Origin of the sequence: Pseudomonas sp. BF-R-26 (assembly GCF_019947395.1) — a bacterium.
GTDB lineage: Bacteria > Pseudomonadota > Gammaproteobacteria > Pseudomonadales > Pseudomonadaceae > Aquipseudomonas > Aquipseudomonas farris.
Map to the genome: position 1 here is coordinate 1 of NZ_JAGYGK010000027.1, position 20,447 is coordinate 20,447.

Sequence of the window (20,447 nt, forward strand, 5' to 3'; positions counted from 1 at the left end):
TGGCGCGTTGCTGGGGAGGTTTAGCTCATCAGGAAGGGACATCGTGCCTTGATCAGGCTACGAAGCCGGACAGCCGGACAGCCTTGAAGATCGAAACGGGATCTAACGTTTTTACACACTCTGGGCCGTTTGCTGCCCTCTGCGAAGGGCAGCTAAGGGTCGATAGCAGCCCTTTGTGACAGACAGGAATCGGCCAATAACTGCCTGTCGGAATCGGCTGAAATCGACCCGAAGCTGCCTCTCAGAGTGCTAAAACTGAGGTTGTCACTCGTCAAACAGCGTCCAGCCATGGCAAATGCCGTTAAAGTCTTTTGCCGTAAAAAATAATACAAGTTCCTCTGGGTCAAATTTTGTGTACAGCCAGTGCCCAGGAATAGGGCCTCTCGTTATCACGTATTCCAAGCGGTACTTTTGAACAGATGCAGAACTGAAGGAAGCTGAATTCAACTCAAATCTGTCACCTTGATTGAGCGCCCATAGCTTTCCAACAAGGCTATCATCAAGTACCACCTCGTCAGCTGTCTCCATCAGATGCAGTGTATGAAGTTTTTTTTGAAGCCTAACGCTTCTGGCCATGGATCAAACTACCTATAAACAGTCCGAGTATCGGCATAATAATACTGGAACGCGGAGATGACCGCTTTGGGTCGTTTTCAGCCTCTCGCGACTGGCGGGAATCGTTCACCGCGATCCAGATCGCAAAATAATTAAAAACGGTCGGTCTCAAAAAATCACCTTGGCCAACGGGATAACCAAACCGCTAACGTTAGTCGTCTTCGTATCGTCACATGCACAGACGACGGGTCAGATCATTCAGAAGCCATCGGCCTGCTTTCCCTAAAGAGCAATTTTGCATGTGCGCTGCGTAGATCGTAAGTGTGTCTGGTGTGCGCTGAAGTTCGGCAGTTAACTCAAGCGGTAGGAGGCGTCCTGAAGCCAGATGATCCGCTATCAGATGCTCTGGCATTCGGCACCAACCGAATCCGGCGAGCAAAAAATCCAGCCGCCGTGCCAAATCTACAAACCGCCACTGGTGACTGCCCGTCACCCCATAGCTAGGGCCGTCGGGAGAAACCGGATCGGAAAGAACCAGTTGTACATAAGGCTTGAGGTCTGCACTTGTTGCCCGACGGCCTAACATAGTCAGGGGATGCCCACTGGCTACTACTGGCCTCAAGTCGACGCTGAGCAGCGGCAGTGCGGTGATTTCGTCGGGCACTGTCGGAATCAATGTGCAAAGCGCCAGTGCCGCATCGCCGTTGCGTAATCGACGCTCTGCGCCGCCTAAGCCTTCTGTGGAAAAACTCACTGCCAGATGCGGAAAAGCCTCACGGAGAGCGCGGAGGCTTTCAATGAGCGGTGCGCTAGGGACTAAAGGGTCTATGGCGAGAGCCAACTCCGGTTCAACCCCTGCCACCGTACTTGCGGCCATTGCTTCAAACTGGGCAGCGCTTGCCAGCACTGCGCGCGCTTGAACCACTAGCACTCTACCTACCTCAGTGAGAGTTGGACGATGGCCGCTGCGATCAAACAGCCTCACACCTTGAACTGACTCAAGTGTGGCAATCGACTGGCTAATGGCAGATTGAGCACGCCGCAGGTGACGTCCCGTTGCCGAGAAACTGCCTGTATCAGCAATGGTTACAAGGATCCGCAACTGATCCAGGCTGAGATTTCCGATCATGCCCCATCACTTAAACAGATGGACTCAATCATATTTACATCACTCCTGCGTAGAGATCGCATTGGGTAGAGTGTGTCGCACATCGCCTAAAGCGACAACGCAAAACATACCGCCGCGTCACCGCGCAGGAGTTACTTTCATGTCCAGGCTTCTCACCATTGAAACCAGCCCACGTGGGGATACTTCAATCTCCCGGCAGCTCACTCGCCGATTTGTGGCCGCGTGGGAAGCTGCACACCCTAGGGGCGCCATCAAAATACGGGATCTAACGGACACTCCGCTTACGTTCGTGACGGCCCCTTGGTTACAGGCTTACTTCGCCCCACAAACCCAACATTCGCCTGAAATGAAAGCAGTGTTGCAGCTATCCGATGAGCTTGCGGCCGAGTTGCTGGAAACCGATCACGTGGTTATTTCAACGCCGGTCTACAACTATAACGTCCCTGCGGCGCTCAAGGCGTGGGTGGATCACGTGGTACGTAAAGGCCTGACCTTGGGCTTTGATGGTAAAGGGCTGGTGACCGGTAAAAAGGCAACGGTGCTGCTCGCCTCGGGAGGTGTATACACCAACGACTCCCCGATTAAAGACCGTGACATTGCGACCCAATATTTGAAACTGATCCTGAACGTCCTGGGTATCACTGATGTCACCTTTATTGCGGCCGGCGGCGCTAAAGCTGTAGACCTCGGAGAAATCAGCATGCACGATTTTCTAGATACATTTGATCATCAAATTCAAAAGTCGCTGGTTTAGACACGCGCTTAGAAAATAACGGCGAGATGTGAATTTTTTCGTGTTCTCTTGTATCTGATCAGTAAGAAGCCGTGCCATCAAAAAGATGGCATCGGCAAAGGCAAACCCGTCTGGGCAGCGCCACACCGGAGCTCAGCAGTTTGCGTCTGGACAGATCAGTTACAGAGTGACTCGCATGAAATCACGTGAGAAAACCGTCAATCCGATCGGATTGGAAGACATCACCATTGTCGACGACGCGAAAATGCGCAAGGCGATCACGGCCGCTGCACTCGGCAATGCGATGGAGTGGTTCGATTTCGGCGTCTATGGGTTTGTTGCCTATGTTCTCGGCAAGGTATTTTTCCCCGGCGCTGATCCCGGTGTGCAGATGATTGCCGCGTTGGCCACCTTCTCGGTTCCCTTCCTGATCAGACCTCTTGGCGGTTTGTTTTTCGGTACGTTGGGCGATAAGTACGGTCGGCAGAAAGTCCTCGCGGCCACCATCGTGATCATGTCGCTCAGCACCTTCGCCATCGGGCTGATTCCATCGTATGCCTCGATTGGCATCTGGGCGCCGATCCTCCTGCTGCTCGCTAAAATGGCCCAAGGTTTTTCAGTGGGCGGTGAATACACCGGCGCCTCGATCTTCGTCGCCGAATATGCCCCGGATCGCAAGCGCGGTTTCCTTGGCAGCTGGCTGGACTTCGGCTCGATTGCCGGCTTCGTCTTCGGCGCAGGCTTGGTCGTGCTGATCTCCACCATTCTGGGCGAAGAGCAGTTTGAGGCATGGGGCTGGCGCCTGCCCTTCTTCCTCGCCCTGCCCCTGGGAATGATCGGGCTCTATCTGCGTCACGCGCTGGAAGAAACACCGGCGTTCCAGCAGCATGTCGAGCAATTGGAACAGGGTGATCGCGAAGGCCTTGCCAGAGGCCCGAAAGTGTCTTTCAAGGAGGTGGCCACCCAGCACTGGCGCAGTCTGATGACCTGCATCGGCGTAGTGGTAGCTACCAACGTCACCTACTACATGCTGCTTACCTACATGCCGAGCTACCTGACACACAACTTACACTACAGCGAAAATCACGGCGTGTTGATCATCATCGCGATCATGGTCGGCATGTTATTCGTCCAGCCGATGATCGGGCTCATCAGCGACAAGATTGGGCGCCGCCCCTTCATTATCTGCGGTAGCGTCGGTCTATTCTTCCTCGCCATCCCGGCTTTCATGCTGATCAACAGCGGCAAGATCGGCCTGATCTTTTCCGGCTTGCTGATGCTGGCGGTGCTGCTCAACTTTTTCATCGGCGTGATGGCTTCCACCCTTCCGGCGATGTTTCCCACTCACATCCGCTACAGCGCCCTGGCCAGCGCCTTCAACGTCTCGGTGTTAATCGCAGGTTTGACCCCTGCCGCTGTGGCCTGGCTGGTGGAAAGCACGCAAAATCTGTACATGCCGGCCTACTACCTGATGGTGATTGCCGTGGTGGGTCTGATTACTGGCGTGACGATGAAAGAAACAGCGAACAAACCGCTGCGTGGTGCAGCTCCGGCGGCTTCCGATATTGAGGAAGCGCAAGAACTGTTGGAGGAACATCACGACAATATCGAGCAGAAGATCGAGGACATCGACGCAGAAATCGCTGAGCTGAAAGCTAAACGTGAGCATCTCGTGCAGCAGCATCCGCGAATCGAATGACGTGAAGAGCGCCAAGTCTGATTGTTAGTTCAGTACCGTCGGCGTTCCTTGCCATCGGTTTGTATTTGGTCTTCTCACGGGCCGGGGCTGTCTCACGCTACTGCTCGCGAAGCGCGCACTTTCTCGTATCGCGCGAATCCGATCTTGATGCCGACCAGAATGGGGGCAGCGATTACAAAAAGCAGGGCCACTGCGATGAACGCTGTGTCGAAGGCAATCACCGTGGATTGACTTGTCACTAACCGGCCCAGAAGGCTCGTCGCTGCCCGGCCAGCGGCCACTGCATCCATTCCTTTCGCGCTCAGCATGGCTGTCGTGGTCGTCATCCGTTCGATGATCGCAGCTCCCCCTGGGGTGACGTTGGCGCCGAGGACCACGGCATTGGTGACGATATTATGGTCGATCAGGGTCTGGAGCCCTGCGACTCCAATAAGGCCGCCTAGCTGGCGACCCGTATTGAAAAGGCCTATTCCGCTAGCGAGGTTTCGGCTGTTGAGGTGGCTGAAAGCGATCAGCGTGATCGATAGAAACAGAAAGCCAAGCCCCAGGCCGCGCAACAGGATGGCTGCCATCATGTCGTCCGCGCCGCTTTCGCTGGTCGAACCGGACAGCATCCACATCGCAACCATGATCATCAGGATTCCAAAGGGCACGGTGGCGAACGGCGCAACGCGGCGGGCCTGCATGAGCCAAGCAGATATGAGAAGCGCGCCGACAAAAAACGCGCCACTGGGCAACAGCAGCTGACCGGCATCGGTGGGCGTGAATCCGAGGACAGACAGGGCGAACGCCGGAATCAGGAACGCGCTGCCGAACAAGGCGGCGCCGGCGACAAAACTGACGATAAAGGCGAAGGAAAAATCGCTCGATTTGAACAGGGTAAAGTCGAACACACCCTGCCCTTTGGCCAACACTTGTTGGCCGAGAAATGCCAGCAAAGCGGCTGCGCCGATCACGGTTAGCCACAGGATGCGAGGCTCCTCGAACCAGTCCCATCGGCTGCCCTGGCTTAGAACGTAGGTGAAACAGAACAGGGTGGCAGAGATCAGCGAGAAGCCGATCCAGTCAAACGGACGGTGTCGGACCTTGGCGGGCACTGGACCGCCTGCGATCAACACAAATCCGCTAGCCGCCAAGGCAATCGGAACAACGCTGAAGAAGATCCATGTCCAGGATTGACTATCGATCAACCACCCTTGAAGCGCCGGGGCAAGCGTCGCGGGCGCGACAACGGAGCCCATGGCAAACAGGGCCTGGAGGATTGGCTGAAGGGACCGCGGAAAAGCGCGAAAGATGATCGCCTGCCCCCCGACCAGCAAGGTGCCGCCAGCGAAGCCCTGAACAACTCGAAGTGCAACCAGCAGATCCAGTCGAGCGGTGATGGCGGCAATGCCGCACGCCAGGCCCATGACCAAGGTTGAGCTGATGATCACATTACGCGGATTAAAACGCTTCAGCAGCCAAGGCGCGATCATGAACCCGATCAGCTTGAGCGCGATGTAGCCGATATCCAGCCAGGCAAACTCATCAGGCGTTGCATAGGTGTCGCCGATGATGTCACTGCGTCCGAGCGACAGAACGGTGCTGGCGATCGCTTCCGTCAGCGTGGCAAGCACGATGCCCGCCATGAGCAGGACACCGGTCGTAGCGCTGGCGTTGCTCCGCGTGGCGCTGGCAACCGTGTTCATGAGCCCTCCCCTTGCGCAACCTCGACACGCGCGGACAGGCCCGGGACGATACGACCCGGCAACGGGTTATGGGCAAGGCGGATCTTTACCGGAACCCGCTGCACAACACGCACAAAGTTCCCTGTTGCGTTGTCTGTGGGCAGCAAGCTGAACGCCGACCCGCTGCCCGGCGCAAAGCTGTCGACCACGCCTTCAAGTGCCCCGTCGGGATAGCCGTCGACAGTGATGCGCACGCGCTGACCGGGGCGTATATGTTCGAGCTGGGTTTCCTTGAAATTCGCCACGACCCACACATCATTGACCGGCACGATATCGAGCAACGAAACACCCGGCGTAACGAACCGGCCGACGCGGACCTGACGGTTACCGACAACGCCATCAACAGGCGCGTGTACTACGGTGCTGTCGAGATCGATCTGGGCGAGATCGCGCGCGGCCTGTGCCTGCGCCACAGCAGCAACGGCAGCTTCTCGCTGGGCCACAAGGACGGTGATGCGTTGCTGTTGAGCCTCGACCGTTGCCGAAGCTGCCGAGACCGTCGCCTCGGCTCTGGATCGTGCCGTGCCGGTTTCATCGACGAGGGCTTGGCTGACGGCGTTGCTGACGATCAGTTTGCGGCTGCGATCATGGGTTTTGGTCGCCAGATTCATCTCGGCGGAGGCCGAGCGTCGCTGGGCTTCGGCCTCTCGTATCAGTGAACGCTGAAGCCGGGTTTCGGCATCGACATGGGCCAGGCGTGCCTCGGCAGCGCTGACATTGGCCACTGCCTGCGCAAGCCGTGCGCGATAGTCCCGATCGTCAATCCGGAACAGGACATCCCCCGTCCGGACGGTCTGGTTGTCCTCGACTTCTACCGCCGTGACATAGCCGGCAACCTTGGCGGCAAGCGAGGTGAGGTCGCCGCGCACATAAGCGTTATCGGTGGAGATCGAACCGCTCGAAAACGCCATGGCCCATCCGCCCGCCAAGACCGCCACGGCACCGATGCACAGCAGGATGCCGATCATCTTTCTCTTGCTGTGCCGCGCCACCACGACAGGGGTCTCGTCGCTTGCGCCGGTGGCAATGGCGGCCTTGTCCTGATGCGAGTTCATGTTCTTGTTTCCTGTTCAATGCCAAGGACCTGCAACAACCGCAGGACGACAGTGACCTGCCGCCCGGCTGTCGAGCGTCGATGAACGCGTTGATCGGTTCACTTTTTGATGGGTGTGACGAGCTCCTTTTCGTTGCTGTCGAGGACGAACACGGCCAGCAGGCGTGCGGGTTTCGTGTCGCTGGCGTTGGCGCTGACTTCGTGCACGGAGCCCGGCTCCTCTACGAAGTTTTCGCCGACGTTGTAGATCTTTTCCGGCTGGCCTTTGACTTTGATGTGAAACGAGCCCTCCAGGACCGTTGCATAAATGAAAGCCGTTTTCGGATGGGTGTGGGACGGCGACGCGGCGCCCGGCCCGTACTCGACCAGCACGCCCTTCATGCTCTTGCCAGGGAGGTTGGGAATGGACCGGTCGAATACGACCGACACCTTGCCTGCGGGCGGCTCGGCGGCCGACGCTGTGGTGATCGACAGCACTGCGAAGGCAGCGGCCAAGAGATATCGGATAAACATGGCAATTCTCCTTTATGCGTATGTGTTGTGATGGCGCGGCCCGTTACCGAGCCGTCGACTGACCGAGCCAGTCCTCGAAGCGGATCGCGCCCAGGCGTGGGTTCTTGCCGGGGGTCAGCGATTGATCGTCGAGCACCGAACCGAAGTAGCGCGCGTGCACATCCGGCACGACCTTGCGCGTGTCCTGAGTGGCCCGCAGGAAGCGCCGGACCAGTTCGTCGAGCGGCATGGCCTCGGGACCGGCGACTTCGACCGTGCCATTGACCGGCGCTGCCAGCGTGACCTCGGCGAGCGCCGCCACCACGTCGTCGGACGCCATCGGCTGGATCAGCGCCGGCGACAGGCAAATCTCCTCACCGACGCTGGCCGCCTGCGCAATGCCGCCGACAAACTCGAAGAACTGTGTGGCACGCAGGATGGTGTAAGGAATGCCGGACGCCTTGATAAGGTTTTCCTGCGCGACCTTGGCCCGGAAATAGCCATTCTCGGGAAGCCGTTCACTGCCGACGATCGACAGGGCAACGTGATGGCGAACCCCAGCGGCCGCTTCGGCAGCCAGCAGGTTACGGCCCGACGTTTCGAAGAAATCGAGAACGGCCTGGTCTTCCCACGAAGGCGCGTTCGCCACATCGACGACGATATCAGTGCCATCCATCGCCTGGGCCAGGCCCTCGCGGGTGATGCTGTTCACGCCCGTGCTGGGGGCGGCTGCGAGCACGTCATGGCCGCGCTCGCGGAGGTTATTCACAAGTTTCGATCCGATGAGGCCGGTGCCTCCAATGATGACGATCTTCATGGTTTCTCTCCGCTTCTCGACTACAACCATTGCCGTCGATGTAGATCGAGAGTGCCTGCGCGCGTCAGGGAAGTCCTTGTACCGGCCTTGGGTTTGCCTTGAGGGAAGCTTGGTTTTTCGTCCAAAGAAACCGTGTGCGACTGGCATCCCTTTTGGACGGTGCAGCGGGTTACACGCTGTCGTATTATTCGATACCACCTATCAATAGCCAGCTCGGACACGGAGTCGAGGGCGCTCGACCAGGGGATTCTCACCTTGCCATTCGTGTTTGAAGACTACGTGCTCGATCAGCAGCGCCGGGAACTGACCTTGCGCGGGCAAGTCGTGACTGTCGGGCCGCAGGTCTTCGATCTATTGCTGCAGCTCGTCAGCAACCGCGATCGCGTCATGAGCAAGGACGACCTGCTCAAGGCCGTGTGGAGCGGTCGGATCGTCTCGGAATCGACCATCACCAGCCACATCAATGCGGTGCGCAAGGCCATCGGCGATACCGGCGAGGAGCAGCGCCTGGTGCGCACGGTCGCCCGTAAGGGCTACCGCTTCGTCGGCGAGATCAAGGTGGATGAGGTCGGGGAAACACGACAGTCTGACATCGAAGAACCGACGACCGTGGACCTGAAACAAACGCCCCCGCCCACACTCGTCCTGCCGGACAAACCCTCCATTACCGTCTTGCCCTTCCAAAATCTGAGCGGTGATCCGGAGCAGGAATATTTCGCCGACGGCATGGTAGAGGACATCATCGCCGCCCTGTCGCGTATCCGCTGGCTATTCGTCATCGCGCGTAATTCGAGCTTTACCTACAAGGGTCGGGACGTGGACGTCCAAGGCGTCGGCCAGACGCTCGGCGTGCGCTACGTGCTGGAAGGTAGCGTGCGCAAGTCCGGGAACAAGGTACGCATCACCGGGCAGCTGATCGACGCGACGACCGGGACGCATATCTGGGCGGAGCGCTTCGAAGGAACGCTCCACGACATCTTCGAGCTGCAGGATCAAATCGCCGAAAGCGTCGTCGGAGCCATAGCACCGCAGCTGGAACGGGCGGAAATCGAGCGCGCCAAACGCAAACCGACGGAAAGCCTGGACGCATACGACTATTACCTGCGCGGAATGGCCAAACTGCACAACGGCACCCGCGAAGCCATCGAGCAAGCGCTGCCGTTGTTCTACAAGGCCATCGAGCTCGATCCGGAGTTTGCATCGGCCTATGGCATGGCAGCCTGGTGCCACTTCTGGCGCAAGTTGAATGGCTGGATGACCGATCGGACTCAAGAAATCGCCGAGGGCACACGACTTGCCCGTTTGGCGGTGGAGCTCGGACGGGATGATGCGGTGGCGCTGACGCGAGGCGGACATGCACTTGCCCATCTCGCCGGCGATGTCGATGGCGGCATTGCCCTGCTCGACCGGGCACGCCTGCTCAACCCCAACCTCGCCCCCGCCTGGTTCCTGGGCGGCATCCTGCGCGCACTGCGCGGTGAAACAGACGCCGCCATCGAGCACTTGACCCATGCCGTTCGCTTGAGTCCGCTGGATCCGGAAATGTTCAGGATGCAAGTCGGGATGGCGCTCGCGCACTTCGTCGCCGGGCGCTTCGATGCCGCTTCTGACTGGGCGGAAAAGGCGCTGAGGAACCTGCCCTGCCTCCTGGCATCGGTTGCCCTGATCGCGGCCAGTCATGCACTCAGCGGACGCATGGACAAAGCGAAGCAGGCGATGCAGCGTTTGCACGAACTGGATCCGTCCTTGCGTGTTTCTAACCTGAAAGACTGGCTGCCAATCCAGCGTCCTGAGGATTTTGCGCGGTTCGCTGATGGGTTGCGGCTGGCTGGGTTGCCTGAGTGACTGCGGCCCGGTGAACTGCGAATGGCTTGCTAAAACCAACGCGGGAATTCCCTACCGTAGATACAGTCTTGAACCTCACCGAGCAAGCGCAAGTTTCGGGACAAATGGTCGGCCAGATTTGGACATTCAGAAACCGCGCACCAGGTAGGCTCCTGAGGGAACTCGATATCGCAGCTTCTTGCATTTGCCGGGTGCAGGCTGATGCCCCGGCGGACGATCAGGAAACCAGATTCGGCATTTGCCCGGAGGTGGCATATGGCCGCGGGGAATCTCAACCTCAGCGTATGCCCGCTCTGGCTCGACATTAGCCATTTGCAATTTTCCTTCGGGCCCGGCTCTGCCAGCCGTCGGTGCATCCGAAACCCGATCTGTCTCTGCGCTAGCGAAGTTGCCAGCGTCGCGCCCAGTGTCCGGAGTGGATTGCTCAACAGCCGCCATTTCCACTTCGCGGCGCCTTTGGGTCTCCTCTTCCAGCCCCTTCTGTACCGCGACCAGATCCTCTTTGGCATTGGGTGGGGTCCCCGAAGACTGGGCCTGCTGCGCCGCCTGGATCAATTGGAAGTTGCGGTTGCGTAACTCGACGTTGCGACCAACCCGCATGTTCGAGCGCACCGCCAAGGTTTCAGCCTGCTGGTACTCCCCCTGCTGAAGACGCAACACACCGAGGTAATGCAGAGTCGCGGGATTGTTCGGCTGGATATGCAGGGCACGCTCCAGCGTGGCGGCGGCCTGGTCCAATTGGCCATTTTCATACTGCCGCGAGGCTGTTTCGATCAGGGCGGTTGATGCGCTGTTGCTTTGCGCGGGCGCTCTTCGCTCGGCAGCGACAGAACAAAACGACGCGACGGTGCAGAACACCAGGATGAGGCCGGGCAGAAAACTCTTGGTTGGCATCAGGGGGCGGACTCGACTGAACTCGCAGGCACTGCCGTAAAACAGACCACAGCGCTGCTCGGCATTCCCGATATAGGGCCGCTATTGACCTGGCCAATACCCTGAAGTTCCTGCTGCAACAGCCGTCGCAACCAGTATCATTTTTTAACCACCCCAACATCTAAGCATGATCTGTTACTGCACTTCACGCAGGGCAAAAAGCGGCCAAAAGTGGACATCGAGATAGCAAACCTCGAAGAGGAATGCCGTTCGCTATTTAAGCAGCGGCCCCCTAGAACTTTTCCTTATTTATCGGTCTATTTGGATAGGCACATCCGCTCGTTAAGCGCGAACCCGCAGGCTTCCGCAGTCAGATGGCCACACGCCCAGTTATCAATCAGAGGTTGCCTTCGCTCATGAAATTCCATGACCCACGGATGGTGCTCTTCGGCCTGTTCGCATTCGCGGCAGTGGGCTCGGCATCAGCAACGCAGATGAAGACCTCAACCCCTATTATCGCAACTGAAGTCGCAGTAGTTCAGGTTCCGGTCCAGTCTGCCGGCAACCCTTGGCCGACCTTGGCCAGTATGGCCGATAAGCAGCCAGGGCCGTTGCTTGCCCATGATGACCGATACTGGCATGAACACCGTCGGCACGATCGTAGAGACCATTGGCGCCGAGACGACTGGCGTAGAGATAGCTGGCGTAGAGAGCAAGCCCGCCGAGAAGCAGAACGCCATCGTGATTGGGAACGCCGTCAAGATCGGGCCATGCGGCACCGCTACGAAGACGATCACCGCTACTATCGTCGCTAGTGCGACGCCACGGGATCAAATCCGCCGGCAACACGGGCGATGCTCCGCCAAACTGCGGAAAAGGGGACTGATTTATTTCGAAGGAAATATATCAGTCCCCTTTTTGCACCAAGGATTTTGCGCGGTTTGCTGATGGGTTGCGGCTGGCTGGGTTGCCGGAGTGACTCTGGTTCGGTGAGCTGCGAATGGCTGACCGTAGGAGCTGCCGAAGGCTGTGATCTTTTGATCTTCCGATCTGAAAAACAAAAAAGCCCCGTCCCACCTGAATGGGACAGAGCTTGTTACTACACATCACGCTGAACCAACACCCTCACCTACTCCTGCGGATCAACCTGATCCAACACCCGATTCACCCGTGTTCCGCTGCCAACATTGACCTGAACTGAGAAATAATCTCTGAAGATAGCCCGGCAGCTTCGAACACTGCGCAGGTGAAGCTAACGGGCGCAGGGCCTGGAGCAGTTATGATGCGGTCTGCAATCACAGCGACTGGACTGTTTCGATAAAGCGTGCGCCCTGCATAACCTACGACATTCTTTTGTAAGAAGTCAGCGCTGTTCGAGGTATGAGGAACCGTGTCGAGAAGCCCGGCCCTCGCAAGTGCCAGCGTTCCCCCACAGATACCGGCAATTGTCGCTCCACTTGAACGACTAGCATGAAGAAAGTCTCGAATGTCCGGTGCATCTGCATGCTCCCAGATCATTCCACCGATGACGACAACAACGTCCGGCTTCCAGTCCAGGCATTGTTGCAAGTTGCTATCGACTGTTACAGCCAATCCACCCTGCGAGCGGAACTGCCCCGTAGCAGAGGCGAAAAACCTAACATCGATCCCGTAAAACGGGGACGCGGTCCCTGCAATGAAAGCGTATTCCCAGTCCGCAAAACCGGGTGTCAGTATCAAGCCCACGCGTGCCATCAGTCAGAATCCTCCATGGAAACAACCAACATAAAGCGATAACAAATAGATCTCAATGGCTGCTTCGGGTCGTTTTCTGCCTGTCGCGACGCCCGCAAATTTTGAGAAAGGACAGCTAACCCCTGGTCGATGAGAATAACGAGACATTCGTTATTAGTTTGTTGCGCTCGCGTGAACATTTTTACCTGCTTCTGCAGCAGAAATTGGTAGGGAGTCTAAAATTGAAATGCCATAGATCGGTTCCATCTCATATCTGCGTAATGATGCGAGGGACCGTTGGCATGTAGGTGGCTTTGGAGCCAACACCGGACCGGTGTTGGCTAAATGGATTTGAACTTGGAGGGAACCATGAGCAATCTCATCGCCAGCGGCGAGCCACCTGAAGCCGTTCGCGTCATGGTCAAGGTTTACGCCTACTTGCTGCTCGTCGGATTTGCGTTTATTCCGGCCTTTTTGATTGGCTACTTATACATCTTTCAAGACCCCTCCCTTATATTCGAGAACCACCTGTTCCATATCATTGCGATCACGGCAGCCACCTTGGAAGGATTGTTTGTGACGTACGTAACGTGGCGCTGCTATCAGTCATCGGGAGACCCGCTGCTGCGCTGGATGACGCTTGGCTTTCTCGGTTTTGTGCTGATTTACGCGTTGCATGGTGCGTTCACCGGGCTCGCACACCACAATATCTGGCTCTTCCTGCTTTATGGTCCGGCCTCTCGACTGGTCATGGCGACTTTGCTGTTAGTCGGAATGCTGTCGTACCACCGCCCACCTGATGCTGCGGACCAACGAATGAAGTCCCGCCCGTGGCTGACCTGGATAGGACTGTTCCTGCTGGTTGACGTGGCAGTGGCGTACGTCGCAAATTCGCCGATCGCCGGCAACCTCGCGGTGCGCCTCTCGATGGAAGGTGGTGCCCTCGTTCTTTCCACATTGACCGTGGCAATGCTCCTGCTGCGCCGTATCCGTTCGCCGCTGATGATGATTTTTGTCATCTCCGTCACCGCGTTCGCGCTGTCATCTCTTGCCTTCATCCTTGCACGTCCGTGGAACCACATGTGGTGGCTCGCTCATGCGATCTTCGCCGGTGGATTCTTCATGTTGAGCTATGGGGTAGTGCAAGCGTTCCTCACCACGCGGTCGTTCTCGAAGATTTACAGCCAAGAGGAGTTGATGGTGCGTCTTGCCGAAGCGATGGCGTATACCGAGAGCGCCCTCCAGGAGCTCCAGCGCACCAATCAAGAACTCGGGCACCTTGCGGCGACCGATCCACTGACTGGCGCTGATAATCGGCGTCGGTTCATGGAGCGGGTCGAAGCCGAAATTGGCCGAACCAAGCGCGGCGGTGAGCCGTTCTCCGTGTTGGCACTCGATTTGGATAATTTCAAGTCCATCAACGATCGCTTCGGGCATCAGGTTGGCGATGACATCCTGAAGAGTTTCGTGGAGAAATGCCTCGATTCCATCCGGCCGTATGACGGCGTAGCCCGAGTGGGCGGAGAAGAATTCATGATACTGCTACCTCAGACTTCACTTGAAGGCGCGCACGTAATCGCTGAGCGTCTGCGAAGCACCGTTGCAAATAATTCTTTTCATGGTCTGCAGCGGTTAACCGTGGTCACAGTGAGCATCGGCGTATCGCAATTTGGCCGCGACGGCGACACCATCGAGGCAATTCTACGTGCAGCCGATCAACGCCTATATCACGCTAAACACGAAGGCCGTAACCGTGTGGTTACAACCATCAAAACCAGCCTCCAACCTCTGCCCTGACTATCATCTCGAAGTCTTTGAAAGCGTCGGCATTGCGTCATTGCATTGGGCGTTATGGGTTTCTGGTTCGTGGGCATAGGCAAGCGCCGCCGCTCAGTCTCAATGTCCCCATAGGGTTGTGGATTCAACCGGTCGATGCAACACAACCCTAAAAATGTCAGGTGCTTCCTCGTTTTTTTGAAAGCGCTCACACGTTTAACGAGGCGTGTTTAAAGACACTCGGTGTTACGTCCCGAAGGCTACAAGACCTTGCGCCGTTACCTACGGTTAAGACAGAATCCGCCGGCTTGTGCGCCTTGCCCCAGGTCTCTATCGTTTCCCTGCCACTGCTCATCAGTGGTCGGGTTTAGTAGCCCGTGGTATTTGAAGATTGTACGAGCGTCTGTCAGACAGGTATTTGCGTGCCTGCATTTGATGGTGGCTGTGCGTAGGGCGTCCCTGGGCGCGCCGGCTTTCTTCTTTTCCCCGGTCTACTAACCTGCGTACAGCCGCCACCCCTCGTATTAGTAGCGAGGAAGTGGCTGCATCACTCAGGAAATGAAGATTATGTTCAAGGTTACACCCAACCCACCGGGCGCTGATCCGGCATCCCCGTACGAATCCGACGATTCAAAAAAATTTCACGAAGCCGCCGAACGCGCCCTCAATTTCTACCTCAACCCGGCAGCGGTCATGAACAACACCCCACGCAAACCCAGCACCATGTACATGGTTGCGCCGGATGTCGGCCATGAAGCCTTGCTGGTTCAAACGTGTGAGAACCTGGCCTCGGCCAGTGTCATGGCCAGCGACATTGCTGCATTGATAGAGGGCACCCACCGCAATACCCTGCTGGCGCTTCAGCAAGTCGTCATGCTGGCTGAACTGGCGGTGAATCGAATGCTGGATAACTTCGTTCCACCTAAGTAATCACTCAGCCCTTTACCGAGAGGCTTGCCCCTCGGTAAAGGGCTTTGATAGTTGCAATGCGAAGGGCGCGCATCCAGCTTCACCCTCAAATCCCCCTTCAAAAACGCCCCAAACTGCCGCGCTGGGGCTGCTCCGCAGCCCAACGGGAGCAAGCTCCCTCGCCACAAAAGCATCTCCTTTTGGCGACTTTCGCGAATCATCTGCACTGAATCCCACCCACAAAAAAGCCCACTGACCGTCACCGATCCAGTGGGCTTTCTGATTACGCTTCTACTTACAAAGCCATATCCGTCGCAGCATTAGCCTTCGGCGCCTTGGCCGGAGCAGCCGGAGCAGCAGCCGGAGCCGCCACCTGACCAATCGCCGGCGGCGGAGTCAGCTCCAGCACCTTGGCGGTGTAAGCCCACTCTTGAGCCACTTTCTCAGGGCTGCTGTTCAGCTGAGTGCCATAGCTAGGTACGATCTGGTGCAGTTTTTCCTGCCAGGCTGGCGAGGCAACCTTGTCCTTGAACACTTTCTGCAGCACGGTCAGCATGATCGGTGCGGCAGTCGAAGCACCCGGCGATGCGCCCAGCAGACCGGCGATGGTGCCGTCTGCGGAAGCAACGATCTCGGTACCCAGTTTCAGCACGCCACCGGCAGCTTCATCGCGCTTGATGATTTGCACGCGTTGGCCGGCTTGCCACAGGCGCCAGTCTTCGGCTTTGGCGTTCGGGAAGTATTCTTTCAGGGCGTTGAGGCGGTCTTCGTCAGACAGCATCAGTTGGCCTGCAAGGTACTCGACCAGCGGGTATTCCTTGATGCCGACCTTGGTCATTGGCCACACGTTGTGCGTGGTCGTGGTGGTCAGCAGGTCCAGGTACGAGCCTTCTTTCAGGAACTTGGTGCTGAAGGTCGCGAATGGGCCAAACAGGATGACGCGCTTGCCGTCCAGAACACGGGTGTCCAGGTGCGGAACCGACATTGGCGGTGCGCCAACGGAGGCTTTGCCGTAGGCCTTGGCCAGGTGTTGTTCGGCGATGGTCGGGTTTTCGGTCACGAGGAACGAGCCGCCAACCGGGAAGCCTGCGTATTCCTGGGCTTCAGGAATGCCGGACTTCTGCAGCAGGTGCAGTGCACCGCCGCCCGCGCCGATGAAGACGAACTTGGCGTCGGTTTCGGTTTTGGTGCCGTCTTTCAGGTTTTTGTAGCTGACGCGCCAGCTGCCATCTGCGTTCTTGGTGATGTCTTGCACTTCGCTAGACAGTTTCAAGTCGAACTTCGGCGTGGTTTGCAGGTGCGCGACGAACTGGCGGGTGATCTCGCCAAAGTTCATGTCGGTGCCGAGCGGGCTCCAGGTGGCCGCGACTTTCTGGTTCGGGTCACGCCCTTCCATCATCAGCGGTACCCACTTCTTGATGACAGCCGGGTCTTCGGAGTACTGCATGCCGGCGAACAGCGGGCTCGCTTGCAGGGCTTCGTAGCGCTTCTTCAGGAACTTGATGTTGTCATCGCCCCACACAAAGCTCATGTGCGGAGTGGAGTTGATGAACGAACGCGGGTTCTTCAGCACGCCTTGCTGAACTTGCCAGGCCCAGAACTGACGGGAGATCTGGAAGGCTTCGTTGATTTCAACGGCTTTCGCGATCTGGACGTTGCCCTTGTCGTCTTCCGGGGTGTAGTTCAACTCGGCCAGGGCGGAGTGACCGGTACCGGCGTTGTTCCAGCCGTTGGAGCTTTCCTGGGCGACGCCGTCGAGGCGCTCGACCATTTCCATCGACAGACCAGGTTCCAGCTCATTAAGCCAGACACCCAGCGTTGCACTCATGATGCCGCCGCCAATGAGCAGCACATCGACTTTCTTTGCCTCTTCCGCGTGAACGGACGTGATCCCCATCGACAAAGCCAGCCCCAGCAGGGCCGTGTTCAGTTTCTTAAACATCTGTAGCACCTATGATAAACGCCATCCGCCCCCAATCCTCAACATGAGCAACCCAAGAGTACGGGTACGCAGGCAGCGTGCCGTGGGTTCCTGCACTTACAAGGATTTGAAGGTGGGCACACAAGGCCGACGTGACTCCATCGACCTCAGTTATATGTCCCTCGTGCACTGACTTTTTATCATTATTGGCTCAGTTACTTGAGCGACATTGATTCTGTCGGACGTCTGTGGACGTACGAACCGAATAAGTCAAACCAAGTTAATGCGACAGAATATCACGCCTCGGCCAGCCTGCGAGCCCGAAAGGACTCATCAGTCTAGTCGGGACGGGGTCCGTGATCGGCGTCTTTGCTCAAACGATCCAGCACAAACGCCTTGGCGTTGCGCGTCATCTGGTCGAGATGCCGGTCGCGCTGCTTCTCTGCATCGATCATCGCCCGCTTGCCGTGTTTCTGCAGCAGATACGTATGTATCTGCCGCACCTCCAAAGAACTGTAGATAAATGTGACATCCAGTAAGCCCATCAAGCCTTCGGTGCCGTGATCACGGGTGTTCATCAGCACCTGAGTGCCGCGCACGCCCAGCACCTGGAAGCCCATTGACTCGAACCAGGGCACCTTGGCAACGGTGCAGGTCAGTTCGGCATGCGGGTAGCGGCCGAGCATGTCTTGCAGCATCACCCGGGCGACGCCCCGCCGCCGATGGCTGGCCTGCACCGCCATATATGCCACGCCGCACGCTTCGGGATCGTCCTTGACTGGCAGGTACAGCAGAAAGCCGACGACTGTCTCGGGGTCTTCGTCATCCGTTGCGACGATCAGTTCGACAGCAATGCCTTTGGTGCCGCTGAGCGCTTCGAGGTAGAGATGAACCTCGTAGCCCACCGTGTATTGATAGACGTTGTACAACGGGTTGCTCGGCGCGATGCCCACCATGCTGATGTCGGTTAAATTGTCGACGACCATCTGCAGGATCTGGCTGTTGATGGGCTCTGGGCATGGCGTGGCAAAGTGGGTGAGCTGGGGCATTGCGTTGTTGACTCCGGGTTAAGGCTTACTGAGCATCAGCCCCGCTATTGTCACAGATCGAGCCCCCTACAGGAAAATCAACGCTCGGGCGCGACGATGCGAAAGCGGATGCTGATGTCGTTGGACACAACCTTGTCGGCCCACTCCCCTTCCCCGATGTTGAAGTCCCTGCGTTTCACAATGATGTCGCCATCGAAGATCCCGATGGCCTTCTCCGGTTTCAACAACACCTTCACCTGTAACTCGCGCGTCATACCCCTGAGCGTGAGATTGCCGGTGATCAGGTAGCGGTGGTCGCCCAGCGCTTTCACCCCGGTCGATTCAAAGGTCGCCACCGGATAGTCCGCCGTGTTGAACCAGGCAGGCTTTTGCAGTTCGCTGTTGGCATCGCTGCCCCCGGCGTCGATGCTGGCAAGGTCGATGGTCAGCTTGGCGTGGGCCGCAGTGGGGTTCGCCGTGTCGAAATCAAGCGTGGCGTCGAACTTGCCGAAGGTGCCGTATGCCCTGGAGCCGAACTGGTTATAGGTGAACGAGATTTTGCTGGCGGTGGTGTTGACCTGGGTGTATTCGACGGCGTGGGCGCAGGGCAAGGTGCCGACCAGGAGGATGGCGAGCAATGCGGCGAAACGCGGGAATCGAGGGGTCATGGGATTCTCCGGTTGAAGCGCCCGTCAGGAATTGAAGTACCGCAGCCGTGTGGCTGCGATAGCTGGACTTAAGCAAATAATCGTTGGTTATTCCAGTGCAGCCGTACCGCGCGCCTTTACCCACAGCGCCATTACTGGATAATGGCACCCCGCCACAATCAGGCCCGGACCTTGATTCCCCAAGGTTTCTATAGCTACAGCCTGACAGTCGCCTTCAAGGATGGACGATCGGCTACGGAACAAGGAGTCAGCACTGTGATGTCCCCGCAAGATTCAGCAATACCGCTTACCCGCACTCAAAAATTCACTTCATTGATCACCCGCGGCATGGCAGGCCTCAGTGTCGTGCTGGGCGTCATGTGGGCGTTGATCACTTACGCCGTGCCGGACCCCAGCGTGTTCGGTTTCAGCTTCATCAGCTGGAAAAACGTGGTGTTGCTGGTGAGCACATTTCTGTTTCTGGGAGCCGTTTCAATCGGCTGGCAGATTCGTAACCTCACGCCGATGCTCCGCGGCGCATTGCAGTTCTTCATGGTTGCCGGTTTGTCTTTTGGTTTCTTCATCCTGGGCACCGAATATGCCAAGCCCTCTTTCGAATTCGCCAAACTGCAAGCCAAGATCGTCGAAAACGAAGGCAACAACCTGCTCGGCAAGCGCATGGAAGTGCTGGATAACGTTCGCATCGAATTGGAGGGCTGCGAAAATATCGGCCGATTGCCCACCTGCACTTTTGAACTGACCAACCTGAACGTAGACCGCAGCTTTCGCTTCGATGACGGCACCCGGCTGTTTGACGAGTCCGGCGGTCCGCTCGAGTTCGAGTCGATCCGGGTGGGCCAGGTCGAGGACAGCGCCCGACTACGCTTTCAGCTGATTCGCAACGTACCTACCCGAGTGACGCTGATCTTCCAGCAGAGCAACAGCAAGCTGAGCAAAACGCCGGCGATCAAACTGGCGTTTCGGGATGGGAATGATGAGACGCTTACCGTCAAATTCAGTGAGATTGTGATGCGCTAGGAGCTGGAATAAGGGCTCTTTACCGGTTCCAGGAAAGTCCTCGGCGTTGAGGACTTTCCTGGTTTTTTCAAACGGTAGCGTCACCAACCCGAGGAATCAGACGCTCGAATGGGTATGGTAAATCTTGCTGACGATGGTCCACTTGCCTTCTACCTTCAGCAGGTTGAAGAAGTCGGTGAAGCGGAACCCCGAGACGTTGTCAGTATCGACCCGCGCACTGGCCGCCGTGCCGACGATGTCGATGCGCACGATGGCGGCTTTGGCTTCCGGGGATGGGCGGAACGCGTTGTCGATGACGTCGTAGAGATTCTGGATCGCGCCGCCGACGAGCTTGTCGCCATCGACGCCAAACATCGTGGCCTGCTCGTTGAAGGCGGGCTTCATCAGTGCGCTGTCGGCCTTGGCGCCACCTTCGTTGTACTGGTTAAGCACATCGACAATCGCGTTGTATTCCTGAACGTAAGTAAGACTGCTCATTGCATGACTCCTGA

Annotated in this window: 19 protein-coding genes; 7 read left to right on the top strand and 12 right to left on the bottom strand. The window is 57.5% G+C overall.

Annotation, left to right across the window (positions count from 1 at the left end; genetic code table 11):
• Positions 1 to 264 precede the first annotated feature (264 nt).
• Positions 265 to 576, bottom strand: coding sequence for a hypothetical protein (locus tag KGB18_RS28560; RefSeq protein ID WP_223570889.1), 312 nt, complete (start codon positions 574 to 576; stop codon positions 265 to 267).
• A gap of 208 nt (positions 577 to 784) precedes the next feature.
• Positions 785 to 1,684, bottom strand: coding sequence for a LysR family transcriptional regulator (locus KGB18_RS28565; protein WP_123722171.1), 900 nt, complete (start codon positions 1,682 to 1,684; stop codon positions 785 to 787).
• Between the two features lie 139 nt (positions 1,685 to 1,823).
• Here KGB18_RS28565 and KGB18_RS28570 point away from each other — a divergent pair, with 139 nt between their 5' ends.
• Both KGB18_RS28570 and proP read left to right on the top strand, forming a co-directional pair.
• Complete coding sequence (locus KGB18_RS28570; RefSeq protein ID WP_123722170.1) at positions 1,824 to 2,438, top strand: FMN-dependent NADH-azoreductase; 615 nt, start codon at positions 1,824 to 1,826, stop codon at positions 2,436 to 2,438.
• Positions 2,439 to 2,613: 175 nt separating this feature from the next.
• Positions 2,614 to 4,116 carry a glycine betaine/L-proline transporter ProP gene (gene proP, locus KGB18_RS28575; RefSeq protein WP_201087410.1) on the top strand — a complete coding sequence of 501 codons (1,503 nt, stop codon included), beginning with the start codon at positions 2,614 to 2,616 and terminating at the stop codon, positions 4,114 to 4,116.
• Between the two features lie 92 nt (positions 4,117 to 4,208).
• Here the strand turns inward: proP and KGB18_RS28580 are convergent, their stop codons facing one another.
• From KGB18_RS28580 to KGB18_RS28595, 4 genes are all read right to left on the bottom strand, one after another.
• The gene (locus KGB18_RS28580) at positions 4,209 to 5,804 is read right to left on the bottom strand and encodes a DHA2 family efflux MFS transporter permease subunit (protein ID WP_123722168.1); all 1,596 of its coding nucleotides are present in this window, start codon (positions 5,802 to 5,804) and stop codon (positions 4,209 to 4,211) included.
• The gene (locus tag KGB18_RS28585) at positions 5,801 to 6,898 is read right to left on the bottom strand and encodes an HlyD family secretion protein (RefSeq protein WP_123722167.1); all 1,098 of its coding nucleotides are present in this window, start codon (positions 6,896 to 6,898) and stop codon (positions 5,801 to 5,803) included. Before KGB18_RS28585 ends, KGB18_RS28580 begins: the two co-directional genes overlap by 4 nt.
• Before the next feature lie 98 nt (positions 6,899 to 6,996).
• Positions 6,997 to 7,410 carry a cupin domain-containing protein gene (locus KGB18_RS28590; RefSeq protein WP_223570890.1) on the bottom strand — a complete coding sequence of 138 codons (414 nt, stop codon included), beginning with the start codon at positions 7,408 to 7,410 and terminating at the stop codon, positions 6,997 to 6,999.
• A 43-nt stretch (positions 7,411 to 7,453) separates the two neighbouring features.
• Positions 7,454 to 8,206: an SDR family oxidoreductase gene (locus KGB18_RS28595; protein WP_123722165.1), complete on the bottom strand. Its 753-nt coding sequence runs from the start codon at positions 8,204 to 8,206 to the stop codon at positions 7,454 to 7,456.
• Between the two features lie 255 nt (positions 8,207 to 8,461).
• Between KGB18_RS28595 and KGB18_RS28600 the strand changes: the two genes are divergently transcribed.
• The gene (locus KGB18_RS28600) at positions 8,462 to 10,051 is read left to right on the top strand and encodes a winged helix-turn-helix domain-containing protein (protein WP_223570891.1); all 1,590 of its coding nucleotides are present in this window, start codon (positions 8,462 to 8,464) and stop codon (positions 10,049 to 10,051) included.
• A 126-nt stretch (positions 10,052 to 10,177) separates the two neighbouring features.
• Here the strand turns inward: KGB18_RS28600 and KGB18_RS28605 are convergent, their stop codons facing one another.
• Positions 10,178 to 10,945, bottom strand: a complete 768-nt coding sequence (locus KGB18_RS28605) for a tetratricopeptide repeat protein (RefSeq protein ID WP_123722163.1) — start codon at positions 10,943 to 10,945, stop codon at positions 10,178 to 10,180.
• A 395-nt stretch (positions 10,946 to 11,340) separates the two neighbouring features.
• Here KGB18_RS28605 and KGB18_RS28610 point away from each other — a divergent pair, with 395 nt between their 5' ends.
• Entirely contained in the window at positions 11,341 to 11,739 is a 399-nt protein-coding gene (locus KGB18_RS28610; protein ID WP_223570892.1) for a hypothetical protein, read from the top strand.
• 349 nt (positions 11,740 to 12,088) lie between these two features.
• On the opposite strand, the gene KGB18_RS28615 is transcribed toward KGB18_RS28610, so the two are convergent.
• Entirely contained in the window at positions 12,089 to 12,658 is a 570-nt protein-coding gene (locus tag KGB18_RS28615) for a DJ-1/PfpI family protein (RefSeq protein ID WP_123722161.1), read from the bottom strand.
• 348 nt (positions 12,659 to 13,006) lie between these two features.
• Between KGB18_RS28615 and KGB18_RS28620 the strand changes: the two genes are divergently transcribed.
• Both KGB18_RS28620 and KGB18_RS28625 read left to right on the top strand, forming a co-directional pair.
• The gene (locus KGB18_RS28620) at positions 13,007 to 14,434 is read left to right on the top strand and encodes a GGDEF domain-containing protein (protein WP_223570893.1); all 1,428 of its coding nucleotides are present in this window, start codon (positions 13,007 to 13,009) and stop codon (positions 14,432 to 14,434) included.
• A 546-nt stretch (positions 14,435 to 14,980) separates the two neighbouring features.
• Positions 14,981 to 15,343, top strand: a complete 363-nt coding sequence (locus tag KGB18_RS28625) for a DUF6124 family protein (RefSeq protein ID WP_223570894.1) — start codon at positions 14,981 to 14,983, stop codon at positions 15,341 to 15,343.
• Between the two features lie 274 nt (positions 15,344 to 15,617).
• Here the strand turns inward: KGB18_RS28625 and mqo are convergent, their stop codons facing one another.
• The 3 genes from mqo to KGB18_RS28640 form a co-directional block, all read right to left on the bottom strand.
• Positions 15,618 to 17,264, bottom strand: a complete 1,647-nt coding sequence (mqo, locus tag KGB18_RS28630; protein ID WP_223570895.1) for a malate dehydrogenase (quinone) — start codon at positions 17,262 to 17,264, stop codon at positions 15,618 to 15,620.
• A gap of 317 nt (positions 17,265 to 17,581) precedes the next feature.
• The gene (locus KGB18_RS28635) at positions 17,582 to 18,292 is read right to left on the bottom strand and encodes a GNAT family N-acetyltransferase (RefSeq protein ID WP_223570896.1); all 711 of its coding nucleotides are present in this window, start codon (positions 18,290 to 18,292) and stop codon (positions 17,582 to 17,584) included.
• A gap of 77 nt (positions 18,293 to 18,369) precedes the next feature.
• Positions 18,370 to 18,939 carry a YceI family protein gene (locus KGB18_RS28640; protein WP_123722156.1) on the bottom strand — a complete coding sequence of 190 codons (570 nt, stop codon included), beginning with the start codon at positions 18,937 to 18,939 and terminating at the stop codon, positions 18,370 to 18,372.
• Positions 18,940 to 19,197: 258 nt separating this feature from the next.
• On the opposite strand from KGB18_RS28640, the gene KGB18_RS28645 reads away from it, so the two are divergent.
• The gene (locus tag KGB18_RS28645; RefSeq protein WP_201060831.1) at positions 19,198 to 19,956 is read left to right on the top strand and encodes a hypothetical protein; all 759 of its coding nucleotides are present in this window, start codon (positions 19,198 to 19,200) and stop codon (positions 19,954 to 19,956) included.
• A 96-nt stretch (positions 19,957 to 20,052) separates the two neighbouring features.
• On the opposite strand, the gene KGB18_RS28650 is transcribed toward KGB18_RS28645, so the two are convergent.
• Positions 20,053 to 20,433 carry a nuclear transport factor 2 family protein gene (locus KGB18_RS28650; protein ID WP_123722154.1) on the bottom strand — a complete coding sequence of 127 codons (381 nt, stop codon included), beginning with the start codon at positions 20,431 to 20,433 and terminating at the stop codon, positions 20,053 to 20,055.
• Positions 20,434 to 20,447: the final 14 nt, after the last annotated feature.

Bases quoted from the DNA above. Each gene is read 5' to 3' on its own strand.
- proP (WP_201087410.1), top strand. From the start codon at position 2,614: ATGAAATCACGTGAGAAAACCGTCAATCCGATCGGATTGGAAGACATC.
- KGB18_RS28610 (WP_223570892.1), top strand. From the start codon at position 11,341: ATGAAATTCCATGACCCACGGATGGTGCTCTTCGGCCTGTTCGCATTC.
- KGB18_RS28560 (WP_223570889.1), bottom strand. From the start codon at position 576: ATGGCCAGAAGCGTTAGGCTTCAAAAAAAACTTCATACACTGCATCTG.
- KGB18_RS28595 (WP_123722165.1), bottom strand. From the start codon at position 8,206: ATGAAGATCGTCATCATTGGAGGCACCGGCCTCATCGGATCGAAACTT.
- KGB18_RS28620 (WP_223570893.1), top strand. From the start codon at position 13,007: ATGAGCAATCTCATCGCCAGCGGCGAGCCACCTGAAGCCGTTCGCGTC.
- KGB18_RS28570 (WP_123722170.1), top strand. From the start codon at position 1,824: ATGTCCAGGCTTCTCACCATTGAAACCAGCCCACGTGGGGATACTTCA.
- KGB18_RS28615 (WP_123722161.1), bottom strand. From the start codon at position 12,658: ATGGCACGCGTGGGCTTGATACTGACACCCGGTTTTGCGGACTGGGAA.
- KGB18_RS28590 (WP_223570890.1), bottom strand. From the start codon at position 7,410: ATGTTTATCCGATATCTCTTGGCCGCTGCCTTCGCAGTGCTGTCGATC.
- KGB18_RS28635 (WP_223570896.1), bottom strand. From the start codon at position 18,292: ATGCCCCAGCTCACCCACTTTGCCACGCCATGCCCAGAGCCCATCAAC.
- KGB18_RS28650 (WP_123722154.1), bottom strand. From the start codon at position 20,433: ATGAGCAGTCTTACTTACGTTCAGGAATACAACGCGATTGTCGATGTG.
- KGB18_RS28625 (WP_223570894.1), top strand. From the start codon at position 14,981: ATGTTCAAGGTTACACCCAACCCACCGGGCGCTGATCCGGCATCCCCG.
- KGB18_RS28585 (WP_123722167.1), bottom strand. From the start codon at position 6,898: ATGAACTCGCATCAGGACAAGGCCGCCATTGCCACCGGCGCAAGCGAC.
- mqo (WP_223570895.1), bottom strand. From the start codon at position 17,264: ATGTTTAAGAAACTGAACACGGCCCTGCTGGGGCTGGCTTTGTCGATG.
- KGB18_RS28580 (WP_123722168.1), bottom strand. From the start codon at position 5,804: ATGAACACGGTTGCCAGCGCCACGCGGAGCAACGCCAGCGCTACGACC.
- KGB18_RS28640 (WP_123722156.1), bottom strand. From the start codon at position 18,939: ATGACCCCTCGATTCCCGCGTTTCGCCGCATTGCTCGCCATCCTCCTG.
- KGB18_RS28565 (WP_123722171.1), bottom strand. From the start codon at position 1,684: ATGATCGGAAATCTCAGCCTGGATCAGTTGCGGATCCTTGTAACCATT.
- KGB18_RS28645 (WP_201060831.1), top strand. From the start codon at position 19,198: ATGTCCCCGCAAGATTCAGCAATACCGCTTACCCGCACTCAAAAATTC.
- KGB18_RS28605 (WP_123722163.1), bottom strand. From the start codon at position 10,945: ATGCCAACCAAGAGTTTTCTGCCCGGCCTCATCCTGGTGTTCTGCACC.